The organism is Arthrobacter glycogeni (assembly GCF_054510815.1).
In genome coordinates this window covers 315,480-338,641 of record NZ_JBTNDV010000002.1, presented here as the reverse complement: position 1 = coordinate 338,641, position 23,162 = coordinate 315,480, and the positions used below count along the sequence as shown (strand labels likewise).

At 64.1% G+C, this 23,162-nt stretch carries 22 protein-coding genes; 4 read left to right on the top strand and 18 right to left on the bottom strand.

The window, feature by feature from the left end; all coding sequences use genetic code 11:
• Positions 1-25: 25 nt before the first annotated feature.
• The 8 genes from ACX80G_RS03790 to ACX80G_RS03755 form a co-directional block, all read right to left on the bottom strand.
• Positions 26-841 carry a F0F1 ATP synthase subunit delta gene (locus ACX80G_RS03790; RefSeq protein ID WP_459305697.1) on the bottom strand — a complete coding sequence of 272 codons (816 nt, stop codon included), beginning with the start codon at positions 839-841 and terminating at the stop codon, positions 26-28.
• Positions 841-1,389 (bottom strand): F0F1 ATP synthase subunit B, encoded by a 549-nt coding sequence (locus ACX80G_RS03785; protein ID WP_459305695.1) that lies wholly within the window; start codon positions 1,387-1,389, stop codon positions 841-843. The genes ACX80G_RS03790 and ACX80G_RS03785 overlap by 1 nt, the downstream gene beginning before the upstream one ends.
• 50 nt (positions 1,390-1,439) lie before the next feature.
• Complete coding sequence (locus ACX80G_RS03780; protein ID WP_019481292.1) at positions 1,440-1,655, bottom strand: ATP synthase F0 subunit c; 216 nt, start codon at positions 1,653-1,655, stop codon at positions 1,440-1,442.
• An 85-nt stretch (positions 1,656-1,740) separates the two neighbouring features.
• Positions 1,741-2,562: a F0F1 ATP synthase subunit A gene (gene atpB / locus ACX80G_RS03775; protein ID WP_459305693.1), complete on the bottom strand. Its 822-nt coding sequence runs from the start codon at positions 2,560-2,562 to the stop codon at positions 1,741-1,743.
• A gap of 86 nt (positions 2,563-2,648) precedes the next feature.
• Positions 2,649-2,978 carry a hypothetical protein gene (locus ACX80G_RS03770; protein ID WP_459305691.1) on the bottom strand — a complete coding sequence of 110 codons (330 nt, stop codon included), beginning with the start codon at positions 2,976-2,978 and terminating at the stop codon, positions 2,649-2,651.
• Complete coding sequence (locus tag ACX80G_RS03765; RefSeq protein WP_459305690.1) at positions 2,971-3,474, bottom strand: Cg1360 family ATP-synthase-associated protein; 504 nt, start codon at positions 3,472-3,474, stop codon at positions 2,971-2,973. Before ACX80G_RS03765 ends, ACX80G_RS03770 begins: the two co-directional genes overlap by 8 nt.
• A gap of 131 nt (positions 3,475-3,605) precedes the next feature.
• Positions 3,606-4,622: an MraY family glycosyltransferase gene (locus ACX80G_RS03760; protein WP_459305731.1), complete on the bottom strand. Its 1,017-nt coding sequence runs from the start codon at positions 4,620-4,622 to the stop codon at positions 3,606-3,608.
• On the bottom strand, positions 4,615-6,444 hold the full coding sequence (locus ACX80G_RS03755) for a polysaccharide biosynthesis protein (RefSeq protein WP_459305689.1): 1,830 nt from the start codon (positions 6,442-6,444) through the stop codon (positions 4,615-4,617). The genes ACX80G_RS03760 and ACX80G_RS03755 overlap by 8 nt, the downstream gene beginning before the upstream one ends.
• Positions 6,445-6,613: 169 nt before the next feature.
• Between ACX80G_RS03755 and ACX80G_RS03750 the strand changes: the two genes are divergently transcribed.
• Genes ACX80G_RS03750 through ACX80G_RS03740 form a run of 3 tightly spaced genes read left to right on the top strand, consistent with a single transcriptional unit; the run spans position 6,614 to position 9,442 of the window.
• Positions 6,614-7,513, top strand: a complete 900-nt coding sequence (locus ACX80G_RS03750; RefSeq protein WP_459305688.1) for a glycosyltransferase — start codon at positions 6,614-6,616, stop codon at positions 7,511-7,513.
• Position 7,514: 1 nt separating this feature from the next.
• On the top strand, positions 7,515-8,480 hold the full coding sequence (locus tag ACX80G_RS03745) for a glycosyltransferase (RefSeq protein ID WP_459305686.1): 966 nt from the start codon (positions 7,515-7,517) through the stop codon (positions 8,478-8,480).
• A 2-nt stretch (positions 8,481-8,482) separates the two neighbouring features.
• Positions 8,483-9,442, top strand: a complete 960-nt coding sequence (locus ACX80G_RS03740; protein ID WP_459305684.1) for an NAD-dependent epimerase/dehydratase family protein — start codon at positions 8,483-8,485, stop codon at positions 9,440-9,442.
• Here the strand turns inward: ACX80G_RS03740 and ACX80G_RS03735 are convergent.
• The 5 genes from ACX80G_RS03735 to ACX80G_RS03715 all read right to left on the bottom strand — a co-directional run bounded on the left by ACX80G_RS03735 (position 9,372) and on the right by ACX80G_RS03715 (position 15,469).
• The gene (locus tag ACX80G_RS03735; protein WP_459305683.1) at positions 9,372-10,103 is read right to left on the bottom strand and encodes an L-threonylcarbamoyladenylate synthase; all 732 of its coding nucleotides are present in this window, start codon (positions 10,101-10,103) and stop codon (positions 9,372-9,374) included. The two genes, ACX80G_RS03740 and ACX80G_RS03735, sit on opposite strands and share 71 nt — an antisense overlap.
• 4 nt (positions 10,104-10,107) lie before the next feature.
• Positions 10,108-11,019 carry a peptide chain release factor N(5)-glutamine methyltransferase gene (prmC, locus tag ACX80G_RS03730; RefSeq protein WP_459305682.1) on the bottom strand — a complete coding sequence of 304 codons (912 nt, stop codon included), beginning with the start codon at positions 11,017-11,019 and terminating at the stop codon, positions 10,108-10,110.
• Between the two features lie 11 nt (positions 11,020-11,030).
• Complete coding sequence (prfA, locus tag ACX80G_RS03725; RefSeq protein ID WP_459305680.1) at positions 11,031-12,107, bottom strand: peptide chain release factor 1; 1,077 nt, start codon at positions 12,105-12,107, stop codon at positions 11,031-11,033.
• 150 nt (positions 12,108-12,257) lie between these two features.
• Positions 12,258-14,492, bottom strand: coding sequence for a transcription termination factor Rho (rho, locus tag ACX80G_RS03720; protein WP_459305678.1), 2,235 nt, complete (start codon positions 14,490-14,492; stop codon positions 12,258-12,260).
• A gap of 401 nt (positions 14,493-14,893) precedes the next feature.
• Positions 14,894-15,469 (bottom strand): TetR family transcriptional regulator, encoded by a 576-nt coding sequence (locus tag ACX80G_RS03715; RefSeq protein WP_459305676.1) that lies wholly within the window; start codon positions 15,467-15,469, stop codon positions 14,894-14,896.
• A 50-nt stretch (positions 15,470-15,519) separates the two neighbouring features.
• Here ACX80G_RS03715 and ACX80G_RS03710 point away from each other — a divergent pair, with 50 nt between their 5' ends.
• Positions 15,520-16,497 (top strand): SDR family NAD(P)-dependent oxidoreductase, encoded by a 978-nt coding sequence (locus ACX80G_RS03710; protein WP_459305674.1) that lies wholly within the window; start codon positions 15,520-15,522, stop codon positions 16,495-16,497.
• Here ACX80G_RS03710 and thrB read toward each other — a convergent pair.
• From thrB to argS, 5 genes are read right to left on the bottom strand one after another with little or no spacing between them, the layout of a single operon-like run.
• A complete protein-coding gene (gene thrB, locus ACX80G_RS03705) occupies positions 16,494-17,432 on the bottom strand; it encodes a homoserine kinase (protein ID WP_459305730.1) in 939 nt (312 codons plus the stop codon). The two genes, ACX80G_RS03710 and thrB, sit on opposite strands and share 4 nt — an antisense overlap.
• A 46-nt stretch (positions 17,433-17,478) precedes the next feature.
• On the bottom strand, positions 17,479-18,606 hold the full coding sequence (gene thrC, locus ACX80G_RS03700) for a threonine synthase (protein WP_459305673.1): 1,128 nt from the start codon (positions 18,604-18,606) through the stop codon (positions 17,479-17,481).
• On the bottom strand, positions 18,607-19,926 hold the full coding sequence (locus ACX80G_RS03695) for a homoserine dehydrogenase (protein WP_459305671.1): 1,320 nt from the start codon (positions 19,924-19,926) through the stop codon (positions 18,607-18,609).
• A 49-nt stretch (positions 19,927-19,975) separates the two neighbouring features.
• Positions 19,976-21,406: a diaminopimelate decarboxylase gene (lysA, locus tag ACX80G_RS03690; RefSeq protein ID WP_459305669.1), complete on the bottom strand. Its 1,431-nt coding sequence runs from the start codon at positions 21,404-21,406 to the stop codon at positions 19,976-19,978.
• A complete protein-coding gene (gene argS, locus ACX80G_RS03685) occupies positions 21,403-23,052 on the bottom strand; it encodes an arginine--tRNA ligase (protein WP_459305667.1) in 1,650 nt (549 codons plus the stop codon). Before argS ends, lysA begins: the two co-directional genes overlap by 4 nt.
• Between the last annotated feature and the right edge of the window lie 110 nt (positions 23,053-23,162).

The window sequence follows — 23,162 nt, the reverse complement described above, 5'->3', positions numbered from 1 at the left end:
GTCTAGGATAGGGCGGCGGACCGTCCTACACCGCAAGCTTTCGCCGCAGTTCAGACAGCCTGGCAATGACAGTGGAATCGACCACTTCATCGCCAACCTGAACGCGGACCCCGCCGATCAGCGACGGCTCCACGGTGACATTGGTCCTGAGCTCGCGTCCAAACAGAGAGTTCAGGCCCTGCTGCAACCGCAGGAACTGCTCATCAGTCAGCGGACGGGTAACACTGACGTTCGCAATCCAACGATCGTGCCGCTTGGCGACGAGTTCAACGAACCGCTTCACCAAGTGGGTGGGCTTGATACCGCGGGGTGCCTGCACTGCCTGGCGCACCAACAGCCGTGCCTCGGCTCCGGCGTTCGGCACCAGTTTCAACGCCAGGTTCACCCTGGCATCGTCACTGGCCTGCCGTTCGGACAGAGCACGCTGCAACTCATGGCTTGACTCGACGGTCCTGATGAAGTCAAAGAGATCGTTTTCGAGACCCTCAAGACTTTCGGCTCCGTAGCCCCGGTTCTCTGCCACCGCAATCGCTGCAGTGGCGCCGAGGGTTTCCAGCGCGTCTCCAAGGTCGCGGGCCGCGGCCCACCGCATGGAGACCAGTTCCCTGACCACCGACGCGGTCTGTTCCGATACCTTGCCGGCTACCAGAGTCGAAACCAGAGCGGCTTTGTCCCTGCCTTCGCGGGATGGGTCGGTCAGTGCGCGGCGGAGTCCGGCGTTGCTGTCCAGCATGTCGAGGACTCCGAAGAGTTCCTCGGCAAGGGTCAGCGGTGCGCCGGGCAGACGGGTTTCGAGATCTTTGAGTGCCGTTACCAGGGACTGGCTGGATACACCTGCCATTACTTCGATGCACCTGCGCTCTGAGTTTCGAGGTCGGCCAGGAATCGGTCAACCACTCGTGCGGACCGCTGATCGTCGGACAGTGACTCTCCGACAATGCGGCTGGCGAGGTCGGTAGCCAGCGTGCCAACTTCGGCGCGGAGCGAGACGACAGCTGCCTGACGTTCTGCTTCAATCTGGACGTGGGCCTGCTCAGTGATGCGAGCTGACTCTGCTGCAGCCTTTTCCTTTAGTTCCGCGAGGATTTGCGCACCTTCGGCGCGTGCTTCCTCCCGGATGCGGTTGGCTTCGGTGCGAGCATCGACCAATTGCTGCTTGTACTCGTCAAGCGCTGCATTCGCTTCGGCCTGTGCTGCTTCGGCCTTGGCGATGCCGCCTTCGATGGCTTCGGTGCGCTCAGCAAACGTCTTTTCGAACGCCGGCATCACGAACTTTTTGACGATGAACATCAGCACCGCGAAGCCCACCAAGGTAACGAGCAGTTCCCACAGGTTCGGGACAAGCGGACTTGAGCCCTCTTCTGCGGCCATAATCGCTGCGTTAAGCATGTTTCACCCGTCTTTCTTTAGCTTGTCTATGGACCGTCTCGGACGCGTAACTACGCGCCGATAACGAACGCGAAGACCAGGCCGAGGATGGCGAGTGCTTCAGTCAGTGCCAGTCCGAGGAAGGCGATGGGCTGGAGTACCCGCTGGGCTTCCGGCTGGCGCGCTACACCGTTGATGTATGCGGCGAAGACGAGTCCCACACCGATACCACCGCCGATTGCGGAGAGACCGTATCCAACGAGGTTGAGGCTACCCTGTACTTCCATTGTGTTCCTTTCAAGATGCCGCTTGCTGCGACAGGTTGTTTGGGATCATCCCCGACGGGGAAGTCTGTATTTGTTTGTCGTGAAATTAGTGTGCGTCGGCGTGGAGTGCGCCTTCGATGTAGATGGCCGCCAGCAGTGTGAACACATACGCCTGAAGGAGCATGATCAGAACCTCGAGCATGTACATCGCTACTGCTCCTACCAGGACCAGCACGCTGGTTCCCTGCAGCAGGATGTTGCCGGTCATTACCATGTACTCGATGGCCGAACCGGCCAGCGTCACGATGAGGTGGCCTGCGAGCATAGTGGCGAACAGTCGGAGGGAGTGAGTGACCGGACGGACGAGGAAGTTCGAAATAATCTCGATCGGGACCACGATCGGCAGGATGTACCAGGGCACCCCAGACGGGACAACAGCCAGTTTGAAGTAGCGAAGCCCATGCTTTTTGATACCAATGCCGACCCAGAGCACGTAAAAAATCGCGGCAATGGCATATGCACTACCTGGGTGGGAGAAACTCGGCAGCTGCAAACCCGGAATCGCACCGAAAATGTTGTTTACCAGGACGAAGAAGAATGCCGTGAAAAGCCACGGCACGTACTTCATGAAGTCCTTGCCACCGATAATGTCCTTACCGATCGAGTTCCGGACAAATCCGTAAGCGGACTCCCCCAGAAACTGCATCTTGCCAGGGACCATCTTCCCCTTGCGGGAGGCAATGACGAAGAAGACGGCAATAAAGATGACTGACAGGATGAGCATCAGCATCTGCTTGCCGAAGCCACCTTCGAACCAGACGCCGTATTCACCGCCCCACGGGAGAATATCCCGATAGTGGGTGTCGTCAATAGTGGGGGCTACGAAACCCTCATCCGTTGTAGTGGCCGGGAGCGCAAGCGCGATCAACGCGTTTCCTCTCTGCAGTGTCCATCATTGGGCAAATTCTGATCGGGCATGGGATTACTGCTCCGACTCATTAAGTTTTTCGACGATCACAAGGGTTTCTCTCCAGCTTTCCCGCCGCTGTCCCGCGGCGTCGAACCGGGATCAGCTGTACTTGAGCGGGTGAGGTTATGCATGTGGGAGAGGTAAAAACCCCCGGTTGCACCCAAGAGACCTCCAGCGAGCACTATCCATTGTGTCCCCAGGAGGTTGTCCAGCCCCCAGCCTATCAAACTCCAGACAACGATCCCGCCAATAATGTAGCTGAAGACTGCCAACCCGGCGTTATAACCACCCTCCCCATACCTGCCCCGGTCGTCGCTGCCAGCAGCATTCGCGGAAGGGGCCTGATGGGGCTCATGTGGGTGGGGTTCAGCCATGGTGATCCTCATTTCCTGGGACCGGCTTGGCCGGCTCCGGGTCGTTGTAGAGCTGGTGCCGGGCTTTGGAGAAAACATACAACTCCACCGTCTGCCAGAGAATTACCGTTCCGACGGCCCCGGCAAAGAACCAGTTCGGATCGAGCCAGGGTGGGGTGCCAAGGACAAACAGAACCACAGCGAACCCAACGACCTTGATCGCGTACGTCACGGCGAAGAGCCCGATGGCCCCCGAGGGGTTGTTGCGCCCCGCGAAATGGCCAACGGCCAGGCTGATCCCAAAGAACGCGACCACCACCAGATACCCGAAAAGTGCGCTCAGCGCATCGGCCGGACCGGAAACCAGCAGGGCGACGATCGCTGCCACCGCAATGAGAGCGCCGGTGACCGCCATGCACATCTTCAGGATTCCCAGCCACAGAGACCCCGATGGGTCTGCGGCAGGGTGGGCGTTGCTGCCGGGGGCACCGACGCCCCGGGGGTCAGGTGTACCCATAGGGAATCCGTTCGTAGATTCGATGTGAGGGAAGTCCCCGGCTCAGCCCCGGAACGATAACCGCGGACTGCCGTCCAATTCTACCGTACAGAGAATTTGCCCTCGGACCCCTGGGAAACACTGGCGTCCGTTCAGCGCGTCTGTTTGGCCTTCAACCGGCCGGCCAGGAGACGCGGAGAGTAGAGGTAGAGCGCCACCACCGCTGCCGCGAGCAGCGAAAAGGCCACCGCGACGAGCGGCGGGGCAGTCGCAGCAACAAAACCGGCAGCACCGGTCAGCACGGAGGCGCCTGTGACCACCAGTGCCGACTGAACATGTGTTAACCCGATGTCAGTCAAACGCTGGTAAACGTGTTCCCGATGGGAGGCATACCACCGGTCGCCGGCCCTGACCCGACGAAGGAAGGTAGTGAACGTGTCGGCGAGGTAGATCAAAACGGGCGAAAGTAGATATTCGAGGTACACACCGGCCAGCAGGCCGGCGACGGCGATAGCTGCAATCGAGGCACCAAGAAGGTAGCTGCCGACGTCGCCGAGGAAAACGAACCCACGGCCCAGATTCCAGGGCAGGAAACCGGCGAAGGCGGCCGCCACGACGAGCCCGGCCACAGTCAGCCACGGCTGGGTACTGAGTACCCCGGCTGCCGCATAGAAGATGCCGACAGCTACTCCGTGCAGGCCGGAGATGCCGTTGATTCCGTCCATGAAGTTTGCTGCGTTGATGTAGGCAGCAACCGCCAGCGCGCCCACCGGAACCCACCAGAAGCTTTGCCCAATGGTCCAGGCCAGTGCTGCGGTTCCCACCGCCCCAATGGCCAGTTGCAGAAGTGCACGCACCTGGATCGAAATCCCCCGGTAGTCTTCGATCCAGCCGAGTAGTGCGGCGGCTGACAGCATCGTGAGGATGATCAGGATCAGCGAGCGATCCACTGCCACGAGGCCGGTGGCCAAAGAGAGCACCAGTCCCCCGGCAATCCCCATCGCGACAGTGATACCGACGCCGCGGATCACGACGGCGGTGTGTGAGGAGCGCTCATTAGGAACGTCCAGCACGCCAAGCCGGGCCAGCAGCGGCTTGAGGGCAAACGGCAGGACTCCGCTCAGCGCCAACGCCACACCAACCACCAGGGCCAGCCGCAGATCAATCACTGGCAATGCCGCCCTTGCGCTTCCAGTCGATCAGGTTGAGCTGGCACGGGTCCAGAGCGGACACGGAGGTGTGCGAGATCTTTGGATGCAGGGGCCGGGCGCCATCCTCGCCGAAGCCGACCAGGTCCTCGTGCATCTTCTCCCCCGGCCGAAGACCGGTGAAAACCACTTCAATGTCCTTGCCTGACATAGCGATCATCCGCCGGGCGACGTCGAGAATCTTGACTGCCTCGCCCATGTCCAGGATGAGGACCTCGCCCGGGCGGCCAATGGCCCCGGCCTGGATTACCAGCTGGCAGGCTTCCGGGATGGTCATAAAGAAGCGGGTGACCTCGGGATCAGTCACGGTAATGGGCCCGCCGACCCGGATCTGTTCGGTGAAAAGCGGCAACATTGAGCCTCGGCTGCCAATCACGTTCCCAAACCGAACCGATACGTAGCTCCTGGCGGTTTGAGTAGCCTGCCAGGCCGTGAGTTTCTCTGCGACCCGCTTGGAATGACCGAGGACGCTGGTGGGCTTCGCTGCCTTGTCGGTCGAAATGTTCACGAAGTGCTCAACCCCTGCAGCCTTGGCCGCGTTGAGCACATTCTGGGTGCCGAGGACGTTGGTCTTCCAGGCCTCTTCAGGGTACTGCTCCAGGAGCGATACATGTTTAAGAGCAGCGGCATGGAAGACCACCTCCGGCGTACGCTCCGCAAAGATGCCAAGCAGGGTCTCGGCGTCACGGATGTCGGCAAGCACCGTGTCCTTGCCGGTCAGCAGACCGCGGCCCGTCATCGACAGCTGGGTGGTTTGCAGCCCGGTTTCGTCGCGATCCAGCATGATCAGCTCGGCTGGGTTGAACTGCGCCAGTTGGCGGCACAGTTCGGACCCGATGGACCCGCCAGCCCCCGTCACGAGGACCTTCCTCCCAGTGATGTACCCGGCCACCTCATCGGCGTGGATGTCTACCGGTCGACGGCCAATCAGGTCCTCGACGGCAACTTCGCGGAAATCGGAGAACCCGGCGCCGGAACCTCCCGTGGCGAGCATGTCGCGTAGCGGTGGGAGCACCAGGACCCGGATATTCATCCCCGCCACCAGGTCCGAGACCTTGCGGACCTGGGCGGCCTCGACGTCGGCGAAGGCAATGACGAGCACGGACGCGCGGGTGCGGGCGATGATGCTCGGAAGATCTTCGAGGCGGCCCAGCACGGGAACAGTTGCCAGGCGCAGGTGTTTCTTGGCCGGATCGTCGTCGATCAACCCGACAGGGAAGTACGGGGATTCGCGGTCCTGGATCATCCGCCCCACCAGGGAACTGCCGAGGAAACCGGCGCCGTAAATCAGCGTGCGCTGAGCGTCCTCCCCCGGTTTGGCTTTACTTTCCACGAACATGCGCTTGAGGTACCGGGTGGATGCCATGAACATACAGGCGAAAGGGAAAGCGATGATGGCGATGCTGCGCGGAATCTCGATGATGGAGAAAAACACAACGCTCACCAGCAGCAGGATGACGGAAACGATGACGGTCACGATGACCAGTAGCTTCGCCTCATGGAAACTGCCGAAACTATAGCGTCCGCGGTAGAGCGCGAAGCTCAGACCGACCGCCAGCTGCGCGGCGAGGGCCACTGCGCAGAACGCCACGACGCCGGCCATGTTGATCTGGTTGATCAGCAATTCGTACCGGAGCACCAGTGCCAGAAGAATTGCGACAACCCAGGCCACCGAGTCGAAAATGAACTGCGACCACAGCCACAGTGCTGGCTTCTCCGAACGGGTCGTGGTGCTGTCTCCGGACCCGTCCCGGGCTGGATCCACGCGGTCAGCGGGTTTCATGGTTCCTAACAACGGGTCGACGATGATGGCAGACGTGCTGTTCGAGTCCGCACGGCCAACTCTCAGCTCGTGCTGGTGTAATAGACTTTCTCTACCCGAGAATACTAACCTCACTACCCGGCCCCGACCGCTTTCAAGGCGTGTGGTGAGTGGACCGGAAAGGACTGACTTGCAGGATACCGTGGCCGTTGCGGCAGTAACATTTGACCGCCCCGACGACCTCCGTACCCTCCTGCTGGCACTGTCCCAGCAGAGTGTCCCCCTCACATCGGTTGCGCTGGTAGATTCCGGAACGCAGAGTGTTGAGGCAATCGCCACTGAGTCCGCTGCGCCCGTCAATTACATCCGCTCCCTGAGCAACCTCGGTGGCGCAGGCGGTTTCTCGCTAGCAATACTTTCGGCCATGGCGAGCGGTGCCGAGTGGGTCTGGATCATGGACGATGACGCCCATCCCGAGGACCCCGAGGCGCTCGCCACGCTGATGGCTGCCGCGAAAACCGAGGGCCTCGACGTCGTCGTCCCGCTGATTGTGGCGCCGGGCGAACCGACCAGGCTGTCATTCCCTTTCCGGGTCGGCGGTCGTTCGGTCCATGACCGGGCAGAAGTGGAGAAGCTGGGGATCATCCCCGGCGTCGGCCAATTCTTCAACGGCGCACTGATCCGCACTGAGGTGTTTTTTCGGGTCGGGCTTCCTGACCTGCGGCTGTTCATCCGCGGGGACGAGACCGACTTCATGCTGCGCCTGCGCCGGGCCGGGATCCCGTTCGGCACGGTCACGACCGTTGCGCTCAGTCATCCTCCCGGCTGGGCCGAAACACAGCAGGTCCTTGGTGACCGGCTGCACGTGCTGGTCCCCGAGACGGCGTTCAAACGGTTCTACTACTACCGCAACCGCGGATACCTCACCCGCCGGTATGGGCGCGTGAAATCCCTCGTTGCGGACGGCGTGGGCTACCCGCTGTACTTCCTCAAGCGCCGCGACCCGCGCGGGCTCGCCGAATGGTTTGCCGCGTACTCCACTGGAGTACGCGCGCGCGGCTTCGGACCGCCGTCGGACCGGGGTTTTTGACATGTCTGCAGCCGACGTGACCTTGGTGGTGACAACGTTCAATCGTGCCAGGTATCTGCGCGTCCTGTTGCAGACGATCTCGCGGCTGGACCCGGCGCCCCGCGGCGTCATCGTGGTGAACAACGCAAGCACCGACGACACTGATGAGGTCATCGCCGCCGCCAATCTCCCGGTTCCGCTGATTCACCACCGGCTGCAGAAAAACGTTGGCGGGTCCGGCGGATTCTCCGTGGGTGCTGACCGCGCTCTCGCCGAAGGAGCGGAATGGCTGTGGCTGATGGACGACGACGTCGAGGTGCTACCCAACGCGCTTGCGGCGTTCCAGCCCTGGATGGATACCTACCGGTGCCTTCATGGCCGCCGCTACGACCACGCGGGCAAGCCGTTCTTCTGGCAGCACCGCTTCAACGCCTTCCTGGGCGTCCACTTCCCGGTTCGGGGGAACGTCTTCCGTCACCGTCCGGTATTCCACACCAACGTTGGCTGTTTCGAAGGAATGCTGGTGCATGCCGATGTGGTGCGCCTCGTGGGTCTGCCCGACCCCCGCTTCTTCCTCAATGGTGACGACACCACGTACGGCTGGCTGATCGCGCAGTCCGAACCCGTCGCCTACATCAATCAGTACGTGCTGAAAAAGGCCCGGGAGCAGAAACAGATCGACCTCGGCGTCCGCCACCTCAATGACTCAAACGACCTTGGCCGCTACTGCGGCATGCGCAACCGGGGACACCTGGCCCGCTATCTGGTAGTCAACGGCCAGTTCAATCGTTGGGGATTCGGACTGGGAACCCTGCTCACCGCGGCAAAGGAGGTCCTGCGCCTGGTGGCAGTTGAACACTCCCTCTCCGGGCTGGCCCCACTCTGGCGTGGCTGGCGGGAATCGCGCGGCATCCTGAGGGATCCCGAGTGGCAGCCGATGCCGCGGCTGGATTCCGATCGGTCCGAAAGTCTGAAGGGAACCCACTGACGATGTCCTGGCTGATCCTGGGTGCCACCGGCTTCGTCGGTTCAGCGGTACTGCGGGCCGCCGAGGCGGCGGGCCTCAACGTCACTGCCCTCCCGGCGCCCCGACTCACCACCGACGCCACAACGGTCGCCGACATTGCGCGTGAAGCCGCCGCCCACCCCGCCCTGGCCGGTCTCACCACCGCACTGGCTGGCGCGTCGGTGGTGGTCAACGCTGCTGGCCTTGCCGTTCCCCGAAGCGGCGACACGGCGGCCCTGCGGGGTGCCAACGCACTGCTGCCCGCCCTCCTGGCCCAGGCCTGCGCTGCGGCAGGGGTCGGGCGCCTGATTCAGCTGAGCAGCGCCGCCGTTCAGGGCCAGCGCGATGTGCTCGACGAAACCCTGGATGTTTCCCCCTTCTCGGCCTACTCCCGGAGCAAAGCGCTGGGCGAACAGGCCCTCCAGGTTGCACCGCCCGGCCCCTCCACTGTGGTGGTTCGGGCCACCTCGGTGCAGGGCATCGACCGTCCGACGACGACGGCGCTTGCCAGACTGGCCGCCTCTCCGCTGGCTTCGGTCGCAGCTCCCGGCACAGCCGCAACGCCGGTGACGTCAGTCCAATCGCTGGCCGATTTTGTCGTCACGGTGGGCACTTTCGATGGGCCCGTCCCGGGTGTGGTGCTGCAGCCATCCGAGGGGATGACCGTCCGATCCGTTCTCGAGGCCTCGGGTGGTACCCCCATCGTGTTGCCGCGGCTGCTGTGCCGTGGGTTACTGCGGGCCGGTTACGCCGTGTCGGCGTTGGCTGGGGAGCGCCTGCACGGCAGCCTGCGCCGGGTGGAACTGATGTGGTTCGGGCAGGCGCAGGAGCCGGGCTGGGCCGAGGCACAGGGAATCCAGGTCGAGCAAAGGGTCAGCGCGGTGCTGGAGAGTGCTGCGTCCCGGCGTCGTCGGGGTCGGGCTGGGCGTCAGGCGACCCGGTAGCATTTTCGGCATCATCATCGGCTGGGCCTCTTAACCCCGGAACAACCTCCCGCAGCTGGTCAAGAGTAATGCTGCCCGCACGGACCAGGGTAAGCTCCTGTCCGGTCGCGTCGACGATGGTCGACGAGGTGGCACTGCGTGGCCCGCCGTCCAGGTAGACCTCCACCGCGTCGGCGAGCTGCTTGAACGCTTCCGCTCCAGTGGTTGCCGCTGACGCGCCAGTGCGGTTGGCGGAGGAGACTGCCAGCGGGCCGGTAAGGATCAGCAGGTCAAGGGCCAACCGATCGTCGGGTACGCGCAGCGCCACGGTGCCGAGGGTGTCGCCGAGGTCCCAGGTCAGTGAAGGCTGTGCCCGGAAGATCAAGGTCAGCCCGCCGGGCCAGAACGCCTCGGCCAGCTTCCTGGCATCGGGGTGAACCTCGGCTGCCAGTCCATCCATCGTCTGGATCCGGGGAATCAGCACCGGCGGGGGCATACTCCGGCCCCGCCCTTTCGAAGCCAGCAGCGTAGCAACAGCCTGGGGTGAGAAGGCGTCGGCGGCGATGCCGTAGACCGTGTCGGTGGGAATCACCACGCACTGGTGGGCGGCCAGCGCGCGTTGGGCATGCGCCAATCCGTCGCTGCGCCGGGCCGGGTCTGAGCAGTCGTAGCTGGTGGTCACAGGATTATTCTTTCACTGGAGCGTCAGGATTGGCACGTTGGCTGCGCAGGGCCGAGGTGGAGCGGTCACGACCGGTGAGGTCCTGGTGGGTCCGCACTGTTGACCACCGAGGGTCGGACCTCATCAGGGCCGCCATCGCCGGGGCCTGCACCTCGGCGTGTTCCAGTACAAAGTACCCGCCGGCAACAAGCAGCCGGGCGGCACTGAGCATGGCGGCGACCGGCAGTTCGAGCCCGTCCTCGCCCCCACCATACAGGGCAATCTTTGGGTCGTGATCGGCCACTTCGGGTTCGCGGGGTACGGCCGCCGAGGGGATGTAGGGCGGGTTGGACACGACGACGTCGAACGTCCCGTCCTCGTCCCCCAACGCGTCCCGCAGGTCTCCCAGGATGAGCGTCACCCCCCGGCCGGCAAGGTTGCGTTCGGCCCACGCGTGAGCCAACGGGCTGTACTCCACCGCGTACACGTCGGCCGACGGCACCTCATCGGCGATGGCGGCGGCAATCGCGCCGCTTCCCGTTCCCAGGTCAACCACCCTGGGCCGGGCCACTGTCAGCGCGTGATCGATCGCGAGCTGCGCCACGGACTCCGTTTCGGGCCGCGGAATGAACGCACCGGGCCCCACCTCTAGCGCCACCCGCCGGAAGTGGGCGATGCCGGTGATGTGCTGCAGCGGGATCCTGCGGCACCGCTCCGCCACCAGATCGAAATAGCCGTCCGGGGGTGCGGCCCCAATCAGGGAGAGAGTCTTGACGCGGCCCACCGCTTCCCCGAGCAGATGGGCGGCGAGGAGGTGGGCGTCGACGCCGGGGCTGGGCACACCGGCGTCAGTTAGTAAGGCAGTGGCCCGCCGCAGGGCGTCCTCAAGGGACTCGGCCGGGTCCTGGCTGTCGGGCGCCGTTACGTCAGAGTTCACCGTGTGCTCGTTCAGTCGTCCTCGCCGATCGCATCCAACCGGGACTGCTCGTCCATTTCGATGCCCGCCTGGACCACCGCTTCGAGGTCGCCGTTCATCACTGCGTCAAGGTTGTAGGCCTTGTAGCCGGTGCGGTGATCGGCGACGCGGTTTTCGGGGTAATTATAGGTACGGATGCGCTCGGAGCGGTCCATGGTACGGATCTGCGACTTGCGGATATCGGAGTTCGCTGCGTCGATCAGTGCCTGTTGGTGGGCGAGGATACGGGATCGGAGCACCCGCATGCCCGCTTCGCGGTTCTGCAGCTGCGACTTTTCGTTCTGCATGGCCACCACAATGCCGGTCGGGAGGTGGGTGATCCGCACCGCGGAGTCGGTGGTGTTCACTGACTGGCCGCCGGGGCCTGAGGAGCGGTAGACGTCGATCTTGAGATCGTTCTGGCTGATCTCCACTTCCTCGGGTTCGTCGACCTCTGGAAGGATGAGAACCCCAGCCGCTGACGTGTGGATCCTGCCCTGCGATTCGGTGACCGGGACCCGCTGGACCCGGTGCACACCTCCTTCGAACTTGAGACGGGCGTAGACACCCTCCCCCGGCTCGTTGGAGGAGCTTTTGATCGCCATCTGGACGTCCTTGTACCCGCCGAGGTCTGACTCGTTGGCCGAGATGATCTCGGTCTTCCAACCGCGCGACTCTGCGTAACGGGTGTACATGCGCAACAGGTCCCCGGCGAACAGCGCTGCCTCATCGCCGCCTTCGCCGCCCTTGACCTCAATGATGACGTCGCGGCTATCGTTGGGGTCGCGCGGGATCAGCAGCCGGCGTAGCCGTTCCTGGGCGGTGGCGAGCTGTTCCTCCAGCACCGGGACTTCGGCGGCGAACTCGGGGTCATCAGCCATTTCCTGAGCTGCTTCCAGGTCGTCCTTGAGCGCTTCCCACTTGGTGTGCGCGTCGACAATACCGCTCAACTCGGCGTACCTGCGGCCGAGCTTGCGGGCCAGCACCTGATCGGAGTGCACTGCCGGGTCGGAGAGCCGTAGCTGCAGCTCGGCGTGCTCGTCGAGCAGGTTCTGGATCGACTCAAACATCAGGGAAATACCTCTTTCACACGAATTCCATTCAACAGATATGACCGATATTGGGTGGTTTGCCCGTCATTTCTGTTGACTCGATGGGTTAAGCACAGCCGCCCACGCACCGTCCGGCGGACCGGTAGGGCGTGGGCGGCGGGTGGTTTGCTAGTCGTCGTCGTTCTTGGAACCCAGCGTGGTCTTCTGCACCTGCATCAGGAACTCGACGTTTGACTGGGTTTCCCGGATCTTGTTGGTGAGCAGCTCAAGGGACTGCTGTTCGCCCAGTCCGGAAAGGACCCGGCGCAGCTTCCACATGATCTTGACCTCGTCCGGGGAGAGCAGCTTCTCTTCGCGACGGGTACCTGACGCGTTGACGTCCACCGCTGGGAAGATCCGCTTGTCAGCGAGGTTCCGGGACAGGCGGAGCTCCATGTTGCCGGTGCCCTTGAACTCCTCGAAGATGACCTCGTCCATTTTGGATCCGGTCTCGACGAGTGCGGTGGCGAGAATGGTGAGCGAGCCACCGTTCTCGATGTTGCGTGCTGCACCGAAGAAGCGCTTCGGCGGGTAGAGCGCTGCCGAGTCAACACCACCGGAAAGGATACGTCCCGAGGCCGGCGCCGCCAGGTTGTAGGCACGGCCCAGGCGGGTCATCGAATCGAGGAGCACCACCACGTCCATTCCCATCTCGACGAGGCGCTTGGCGCGTTCGATCGAGAGTTCGGCGACAGTGGTGTGGTCATCGGCCGGACGGTCGAAGGTGGAGGCAATGACCTCACCCTTGACCGTGCGCTGCATGTCGGTGACTTCCTCGGGGCGTTCGTCGACCAGCACCATCATGAGGTGGACCTCAGGATTGTTGATGGTGATCGCGTTGGCGATGGCCTGCAGGATGAGCGTCTTGCCAGCCTTCGGCGGGGAGACGATCAGGCCACGCTGGCCCTTGCCGATGGGCGCCACCAGGTCGATAACGCGGGGGCCGATCTTCTTGGCCTCGGTTTCGAGGCGCAGGCGCTCGGTTGGGTACAGCGGAACCAGCTTGGCGAACTCCACCCGGTCCTTGAGTTCCTCGGCTGGCTTGCCATTGACCGAGGTCACGCGGATCAGCGCGTTGAACTTTTGGCGGGTGTTGTTCTGGTTCTCCCCGTCGCGGGGAGCGCGGATGGCACCCACCACTGCGTCGCCCTTACGCAGATTATGCTTCTTGACCTGTGCCAGGGAAACGTAGACGTCGTTGGGGCCGGGCAGGTAGCCGGAGGTCCTGACGAACGCATAGTTTTCGAGGACGTCCAGGATGCCCGCGACCGGCAGCAGAACGTCGTCCTCGGTGACCTCGACGTCATCGACCTCAGGGTTCTGGCTACGGTTACGCCGACGGTCGTTCCGGTCGTTGCGGTCACGGAACCGGCTGCCGCGGTCGTTCCCGTTGCTGCGGTCATTGCCACGATCATTCCCGCGGTCGTTTCCACGATCATTCCCGCGGTCATTCCCGTTGGTACTGCCGTTGTCATCGCGGGAGTTGCGGTTACGGCGGTTGCGGTTGCGTCCGCGGCTGTCATCGTCCCGGTTGTCGTTATTCCGGTTGTCGGTGTTCTCGCTCCGGCTGTTCTCGGTCCGGTTCTCGTTGCGACCGCGACCGCCGCGATCGTTACGACTGTTCGACTCATTCTGCTCGGAGGACTCAGTGGTTGAATCTCCCGCTCCTTGGTTGGCTCGATCGCCGCCGCGTGAGGAATCGTCAGACGAGACCGCCTCCGGGGATTCGTTCGCTGCGGCGTCGGAGCGTTCTTCGCCACGACGGCCACGTCGGTTTTCTCGGGGTGCGCGGCCACGGGACCGCTCGCTGCTGTTTTCACGACCGCCGTTGTCCCGACTGTCGTTGTCCCGGCTGTCATTGCCTGGGCTGTCATTGTCCCGGGACTCGTCGCCAGTGGGCGCGTCAGTCGACTCCGACTGCGTGTCAGCAGCGGGCAGGCTCACGACGCCGTCGGAGCCGGCGCGCCGGTTCCGGTTCCGGGTGCGCGATGGACGTTCGGTCTGCTCCGGTGCAGTGTCCTCGCTGCCCTGCGGAGTCTCAGCATCGCTGCTTGCTGGGCGGCCTGATGACCGGGTGGAACCGTTCGACTGGCCGGAGTCCGCCGGGGCAGCTCCGTTTCCCTCGGCCGGTGCGGCGTCTTTGGGGCGGTCGGCAACCGCTGAACCACGCTGATGATCGGAGATGGCTGAGACCAGGTCGCCTTTGCGCATTCTGGATCCGCCGGTGATACCAAGCTGTCCGGCAAGAGCCTGGAGCTGGGCTAGCTTCAGTCCGGCAAGGCCGGAGCTTTTGGAAGCGGGAGCGTCGGCTGCGCCGGCGTTTGATGTATCCACACCTGATAACAGGTCAGTGGTTTCAGTCACGAAGGATCCTTCCCCCTCGTCGGGCGGTCCAACTCTGATGTGGACCGCGTTTGGTTAGCCCCTCCGCCGTAGACGAACTGGGCGGATAGGGTTCGGTCCTGCCGGAAGAGTCCGGCCTGGCCGTGTGTGCTTGGAACCTTCGGAAGTAAGCAGACTTCGGTTTATCTTCAAACCGCTGGTGCTTTTTAGTTCTGGGAGGTTACACCGGAGGTGACGCGACTGCTGAAAACCGTGCAGCTTTGCGGCGGTCCAAAAGGAAATGACGGCCAAATCAGCAGGTTACGGTTCATTCCGTTGGTGCACCACCAGTTTAGCACCCTCAAAGGTCCCGTCTACCCGATGAACACGCCGGCGACGCAGCACTTCGCGCGGTAGCGAAGGGGGTCATCGGCTTCCGATCCTCACCGGTCGGTGGATTCATCGAGCACGGTCCTCACTTTCGGGAGTGCAATCTTCACCCGATCAGCAAGGCTTAGACCATCCTCGACCTCCAACCACTCCAACATCTGGCTCCGGAAGAGAGCAAACCCTATCGATGACAACACCGCGGAGGCAGTCGTCTCAAATCCCCGTGAGACCAGCGCCGCTGCTATCTCCTTTTGCCAGCGGGCCTGCTTGGCCAATTCCCTTCCGGTCAAGGACAGCTCTGAATCAATGATCTGCTGTCGACGCCGCAACGAAACCCGCGCCGGCTCTACCGTCTGAGCCAAACTCACCAGCACCTGATCCATCAGCGTCCCGGCTGACACCGGCCCCGTGGAAGCCGCAATGGTATCGAGCATCAAGGGTAGGAGCTCGTCGTCGTCGGCAAACAAGACCTCGTCTTTGTCCGGAAAATACCGAAAGAAGGTACGTGCAGTCACTCCTGCCCGAGCGGCAATGTCGTCGACAGTCGTCGCCGTGTACCCATCCCTGTCGAAGAGGACAAGTGCGGCGTCGACCAGGCGACGTCGGGAATCTTCGGGCCAGCGGGGCATTCACCCACCCTACCCTTGTGTCATAAACTGACATCACCTACCATGAGGTTATGGCAGTTTCTGACATCACTTCTCCAGTGGTTCTACTGACCGGTCCTACCAGCGGGATCGGTGCAGCCATGCTCAACCACCTCAAGTCACATCCAACCCGGCCCGTGATCCTCCTCCTATCGAGGGATGGTCCGGCGCTGAAGGAAGCCGCCGCCAAAGTGCGCAGTGCCGGTCTCACCGCCCGCAGCATTCCGGTCGACCTTGCCGACTTTGACAGCGTCCGGCGCGCTACGGACCAGGTGGCAGCCTTGGTCCGCTCGGGAGGCATCCCACCGATCGACGCTGCAATCCTTAATGCTGGAACACAGTTCAGCGACCGTCGGCACACCGGCGCGCAAGGGTATGAGCTGACGTTCACTATCAACGTGATTGCCCAACATTTACTGCTCCTTGGACTCCAGCCATTACTTGCCGCTGCGGGTCACACGGTGCTGCTGGGATCGACCACCCATCGTGGCAAACGCGAATCCTTCAACCTTGTGCCCGATCCGCACTGGCAAAAACCCCACCTGATGGCCACCGCGACCCAGCCGTCGGCGGAAGACACCCGCCCTTCGCTTGAGCGGGAGCAGGGTGGCGTCGCCTACGCGACAAGCAAACTCGCTCTCGTTACGCTCTCCCACGTTTGGGCTGCACGGCTCGCAAAGGAGGGGCAGCGGCTCAATACCTATGATCCAGGACTTGTTCCCGGCACCGGATTGGGCAAAGACATGCCCGGGTATCGGTACTGGGTGTGGAAACATCTCATGCCCGCCATGAGTATCCTCCCAGGCGCGGCACGCCCTATGACCACGGCGCGGCATGCCGTCGCTCTCGCCCTCAGCGATGCGCACGCTACAGTTTCCGGCGGATACCTGGAGATTGGGAGGCTGGCGCAGGCTGCGTCCACCACTCTCTACGCGTCGAGGCAACAGGACCTATGGGACTGGCTTAGCCTCGCCGTCGCGCCCTATGTCGAGGCACCGTCCGAGCGCTAGCGGTGCGCAGGCTGGAGGGTGGCGCCGTCCGGCTCTACGGCCAGACGAAGGACGCGCCAGTCCTGATCCTGCCCGGGAGCAGTAGTCAGCTCCGCGATCAGCCGCTCAACAGCCGCCGCCTGCTGCTCGCCGACAGCAAGGGTCATCACGGTTGGACCGGCACCCGAGATGACCGCCGGATAGCCCTGCGCTCGGAGTTGGCGCATCAGCGTGGCGCTGGGCAGCATCACCTGGGCCCGATAGTCCTGATGCAGCGCGTCCTGCGTGGCGTCCAGCAGGAATTCCGGCTTCCTGGACAGCGCATGGACCAGCAGCGCGGCGCGACCGGCATTCGAGGCAGCGCTCGAATGGGCGACCGAGGCAGGAAGGAGGGCACGTGCCGTCTCGGTCGACAGACCGGTGGCCGGAATCGCCGCGACGGGGATGATCGAGGGGTGCACCGGAACACTGGCGCTGTGAAAGACCCTGCCCGTCTCCCAGGAGATAGCCAGCGAGCCCAGCAGGGCGGGCGCGACGTTGTCAGGGTGACCCTCGAGGGTGGAGCACAGCTGCAGTAGCCCCGCCGGATCCATCCGATCGGTGTCGGGCAGCAGGAAGTTGGCTGCCAGGACCGCAGAGACAATCGCTGCCGCGGAGGAACCCAGTCCCCTGCCATGCGGGATGAGGTTCTGTGTTTCGAGTTCAAGCCCCGGGCAGCCGAACCCTGAGCGTTCGAGCGTATCCAGCAGCGTGCGTGCCACCAGGTGGGTTTCGTCAGTCGGGAGGTCATCGGCTCCCTCGCCGGTGACCCGCACGGTGACGATGCCGCTCGTGGTGGTCCTCACCCTGACCGTGTCGAATAGTGACACCGAGAGGCCCAGGGTGTCGAAGCCAGGGCCCAGGTTGGCGCTGGTGGCGGGCACCCGGATGGTTGCCTCCTGACCAGTGGCAACCATCCGGCTCCCACTGGTCAGCCGGCTGATCTCCGCGGGGGGCACCAGGTCACTCACCGGCTGTGCCTTCAAGGCCCAGCGCCGTGGCGACACTGACGACGTCGAAATCCACTGTAGTGGGCTCAACGTCGGACCCGTCGGCAGCCTTTAACGCCCACTGCGGGTCCTTGAGGCCATGGCCCGTCACAGTGATCACGATGGTCTTGCCGACCGGCGCCAACCCTGCGGCATGCTTTTTCAGAAGCCCCGCCACCCCGGCTGCCGACGCCGGCTCGACGAAAACGCCTTCGCGTGCCGACAGCCAGCGGTGCGCGTCAAGAATTTCGTCGTCGGTGACTGCTTCAATCAGCCCGCCGGATTCGTCCCGGGCCGCGATGGCCTGGTCCCAGGACGCCGGGTTGCCGATCCTGATTGCCGTCGCAATGGTGTCGGGTTCGCTCACCGGGTGGCCCTTGACCAGCGGCGAGGCGCCTTCGGCCTGGAAGCCCCACATCACCGGGCGCCTGGTGGCCACCGGCGGGAGCACGGCGCCGCCGTCGGGACCGTGCGGGTTGGTGTACGGCTCGGAGTATTCCCGATAACCCTTCCAGTAGGCGGTGATATTGCCTGCGTTTCCGACGGGCAGCAGGTGGTAATCAGGCGCGTCCCCCAGGACGTCGACCACCTCGAAGGCCGCGGTCTTCTGGCCCTCGATGCGGGCCGGGTTCACTGAGTTGACCAGGAAGACCGGGTACGCCTCGGCCAGCTTCCGTGCGACGTCGAGACAGTTGTCGAAGTTGCCGTTGACCTGCAGCAGTTCGGCACCGTGAGCGATCGCCTGGCTGAGCTTGCCCAGAGAGATTTTGCCCTCCGGGACCAGCACGGCGCAGGTAATGCCCGCCTTGGTGGCATAGGCAGCGGCGGACGCTGACGTGTTACCCGTGGAGGCGCAGACCACTGCCTTCGCCCCCGACTCGATGGCAGCGGTGATGGCCATGGTCATCCCCCGGTCCTTGAAGGACCCGGTGGGGTTCATCCCTTCCACCTTGAGGTAGACCTCCGACCCGGTAAGTTCGGACAACGCCGTCGCATGGACCAGTGGTGTCCCGCCCTCCCCCAGGGTGATGATCTCCGTGGTGTCCGAAACGGGCAGCCGGTCGGCGTATTCGCGGATAACGCCGCGCCATTGGTGAGCCACTTAGGCCCCTTCCACTCGGAGGACACTCGTCACCGAATTGATGACGGCGAGATCCTGGATCTGTTCAACTGTCGCGGCAAGGGCCGCCTCGGTGGCACGGTGCGTCACGATGCGCAGTTCCGCTGTGGCCTGGCCCGGAGTGTCGGAGGGGTGAATGCTTTGGCGCAGAGTCTCGATCGACACGCCCTGCTCAGCGAACAGCTGCGCGATCCGCGCAAGGACACCCGGCTGATCGGCCACATCAAGTCCGATCGAATAGCTGGTCCGCACGGCGTCGATACTCATCGACGGGACATGGCCGGTGGTCGTTTCGGTGCGGCCGGGCCCGCCGAGCACCATGCGGCGCGCGGCGCTGACGACGTCGCCCAGCACCGCCGAGGCGGTGGGTGTGCCGCCAGCGCCCTGGCCGTAGAACATCAGTTCGCCGGCGTTCTCGGCCTCGATGAACACGGCGTTGAACGCACCGTGGACCGCGGCCAAGGGATGATCGCGTGGCAGCAGGGTGGGGTGGACCCTGACGCTGACGCCCTCGGTGCCCGCGCCGTCGGCGTTCTCCCGCGGCAGCAGCTCGGCGATGGCCAGCAGCTTGATCACGAACCCGGCATCCTTGGCCGCTACGATATCCGCAGCGGTGACCTTGGTGATGCCTTCGCAGTAGACATCCTCCAGCGCGAAGCGGGTGTGGAAGGACAGCGACGCGAGGATGGCGCCCTTCGCGGCGGCGTCGTGACCTTCGACGTCGGCGGTGGGATCCGCCTCCGCGTAACCCAGGCGCTGCGCTTCGGCCAGGGCGTCGTCGAACTGGGCGCCGGTGGTGTCCATCTGGTCGAGGATGAAGTTGGTGGTGCCGTTGACGATGCCAAGGACCCGGGTGATGCGATCGCCGGACAGACTGTCCCTGATCGGGCGCAGGATGGGGATGGCGCCCGCCACCGCCGCCTCGTAGGAGAGCTGGACCTTTGCGGCGTCGGCCTTCTCGTAGAGGGTGGGGCCGTCCAGCGCCAACAGCGCCTTGTTGCCGCTGATCACTGTTGCTCCATGGTCGATGGAGCGCAGGATCAGCGATCGGGCGGGTTCGATCCCGCCCATCAGCTCAATCACGATGTCGGCGTCTTCAACCAGGGAGTCCGCGTCGGTGGTGAAGAGCTCCCGCGGCAGATCGACGTCGCGGGGTGCATCGATGGTGCGCACGGCGATGCCGGTCAGTTCCAGGCGTGCCCCGGTGCGGGCTGCGAGCGCCTCGGCGTCCTCAAGGAGGATCCGTGCCACTTGTGACCCCACGTTGCCGCAGCCCAGCAGGGCGACCCTCAGTGTGGACATGGCGCCGGTGTTCGAGGCTGTATCAGGTGAAATGGTGTCGCTCCTGCAATCAGTTGGTGGTGCGGGGGATGTCGCGTGCCAGCAGGTCGTCCTCGGTTTCGCCGCGCACAATCAGTCGTGCGCGGCCGTCCCGGACGGCGACCACGGGTGGCCGGGCCACCCAGTTGTAGTTACTCGAGAGCGCCCAGCAGTAGGCGCCGGTGCCGGGAACGGCAACAAGGTCACCCGCGTCGGTATCCTCGGGGAGGTAGACATCCCTGACCACGATGTCGCCGCTTTCGCAGTGCTTTCCCACCACCCGCGACAGTACGGGGGTGGCAGCCGAGACGCGTGATGCCAGCACCGCCGAATAGTCAGCGTCGTAGAGGACCGGCCGGGGGTTATCGCTCATCCCGCCGTCCACCGACACATATCGGCGGGGTTGGGTTTCAGCACCGTCGACGTCGACCTGAACCGTTTTGGTGGTCCCGGCCGTGTACAGGCTGAAGGTCGATGATCCAACGATCGCCCGGCCCGGTTCAATGGAGATCCGCGGGACGCTCAGTCCGAGCTCGGCGCAGGTCGAGCGGACGACGGCGGCCATCGCCGCGGCGATCTCTGCCGGCGGGCGCGGCTTGTCTGTCTCGGTGTAGGCGATGCCGTAGCCGCCGCCGAGGTCCAGTTCGGGGAGTTCAACGCCGTGACCATCACGAACCTGTGCCAGGAAGACCAACAGCCGGCGGGCGGCAAGTTCAAAGCCTTCGGACTCGAAGATCTGCGACCCGATGTGGCAGTGGACGCCCAGCAGGTTGACCGACCGGTGCTGGAGCGCCGCGGCGACGGCCTGGGCAGCGGGTGAGGCGTTGCCGTCGGCCAGGGAAAGCCCGAACTTCTGGTCCTCGTGGGCGGTCGCAATGAACTCGTGGGTCGAGGCGTGGACGCCTGGGGTGAGCCGGAGCATCACGTTCGCTGTAGTGCCGCGGGCGGCAGCAAGGGCAGCGACCCGTTCCAGTTCGGGGAGGCTGTCCACCACGATGCGACCCAGGTTCAGGTCGAGCGCCCGGCCCAGCTCCGCGTCGGATTTGTTGTTCCCGTGCAGCCCGAGATGTTCGCCGGGGATTCCGGCGCGCATGGCGATCGCGAGCTCCCCGCCGGAACAGGTGTCGAGGCGCAGTCCTTCTTCGGCCACCCAGTGGGCTATTTCGGTGCAGAGGAAAGATTTGCCTGCGTAGTAGACGTCCACTCCTCCACACAGGTCCGCGAAGGCAGCGTTGAACGCGTCCCTGAAGCTCCGGGCACGGGTTCGAAAGTCCTCCTCGGACACGACAAACAGGGGCGTGCCGAACCGCTCAGCGAGGTCACTGACGTGCAGACCGCTGATTCTCAACTCGTCGCGATGACGGTCGACGTCGCGCGCCCACAGGTCGCTGTTCAGCCGGTTGACGTCGTCGGGGTAGCTCAGCCAGCCAGGAGCCAGCGGCGAAGCCTTCGTCCCGCTCACATCCGCTCCGGTGCCGAGACACCGAGCAGGCCCAGGCCGTTGGCAAGGACCTGCTGGGTGGCGTTGTTGAGCCACAGCCGGGTGCGGTGCAGGTCGGTGACCGGCTCACCGCCGAGCGGCGCGATCCGGCAGGCGTCATACCAGCGGTGGTACGTGCCGGCGATGACCTCGATGTGGCGGGCGACGCGGTGTGGTTCGCGGAAGGCCGCGGCCTGCGCCACCATGCCGGGGAACTGGCCGAGCGCTGCCAGTAGTTCACCCTCGGTGGCGTGGCTGAGCTCCGAGGCGTCGAAAGCGCTGGTCTCCACCCCTGCTGCGGCCGCGTTGCGCTCCACTGCGTGGGTCCTGGCGTGGGCATATTGGACGTAGAAGACCGGGTTGTCGTTGGTGCGCCGGGTCAACAGGTCAAGGTCGATGTCGATGTTGGAATCGGCCGAGAAGCGGGCAAGGGTGTAGCGGGCGGCGTCGACCCCGACGGCGTCGACCAGGTCCTCCAGCGTGACGACGGTTCCGGCCCGCTTGGACATCCGCACCGGGACACCATCCCTCATCAGGTTGACCATCTGGCCGATGAGGACCTCGACGGTGTCCGGGTCATCCCCGAGTGCCGCGGCGGCGGCCTTCAGCCGGGCCACGTAGCCGTGGTGGTCGGCGCCGAGCATGATGATATTCAGGTCGAAGCCGCGGCGGCGTTTGTTCACGAAGTAGCCGATGTCGCCGGCAATGTAGGCGGGGGCACCGTCGGACTTGATGACCACCCTGTCCTTGTCGTCGCCGAACTCGGTGGACCGCAGCCACCACGCGCCGTCTTCAAGGAACAGGTTCCCTGAGGTTTTCAACTTCTCCAGCAGGCCCTCGACAAAGCCATCCTGGAAGAGGGAATGCTCGTGAAAGTAGACGTCAAAGTCCACGCCGAAGTCGTGCAGGGACTTCTTGATGTCACCGAACATCAGATCGACGCCGAGTTCGCGGAAGCGCTCAACCGATTCGGCCTGGTCGAGCTCAAGGATCGCTGGGTCGAGGATCAGGACGCGGGAGGCGATGTCATCAATGTAGGCGCCGCCGTAGCCGTCCTCGGGCGACGGTTCGCCCTTGGCGCTGGCCCAGAGGGACCGTGCGAAGCGTTCGACCTGGGCGCCGTGGTCGTTGAAGTAGTACTCGCGGGTCACGTCGGCACCCTGGGACTGGAACAGCCGGGCCAGCGCGTCGCCGACGGCTGCCCAGCGGGTGCCACCCAGGTGGATGGGGCCGGTGGGGTTCGCCGACACAAATTCGAGGTTGATTTTGGTGCCAGCCATGAGGGCGCTCGTACCGAAGGCGGGGCCGGCTTCAACAATGGAGCGCGCCAGTTCACCGGCGGCGGCGGCATCGAGGGTGATATTCAAAAAACCCGGGCCGGCGATCGCGACGCTCGTGACGCCGTCGAGCTGCTCCAGGCGGCTGCTGAGAATCTGGGCGAACTCGCGGGGGTTCATCCCAGCCTGTTTGGAGAGCTGGAGTGCGATGTTGGTGGCCCAGTCCCCGTGTTCCCGGCTCCTGGGTCGCTCAACCCGCACCTCCGACGGAAGGTCGACGTCGAAGTCGCCAGCGGCGACCGCGTCTTTCAGGCATGAGGAAATGGCAGCAGAGAGTTCTTCAGGAGTCACCCGTCCAGCATAACGGGGCGCGCCGCCGCGGCAGTTTCTGTGACGCAACAGCCCCCGGGCACAGCTACCTCACAGGACGGGTCCGTGGCGGTTTTCGTCAAGGGGCGCTT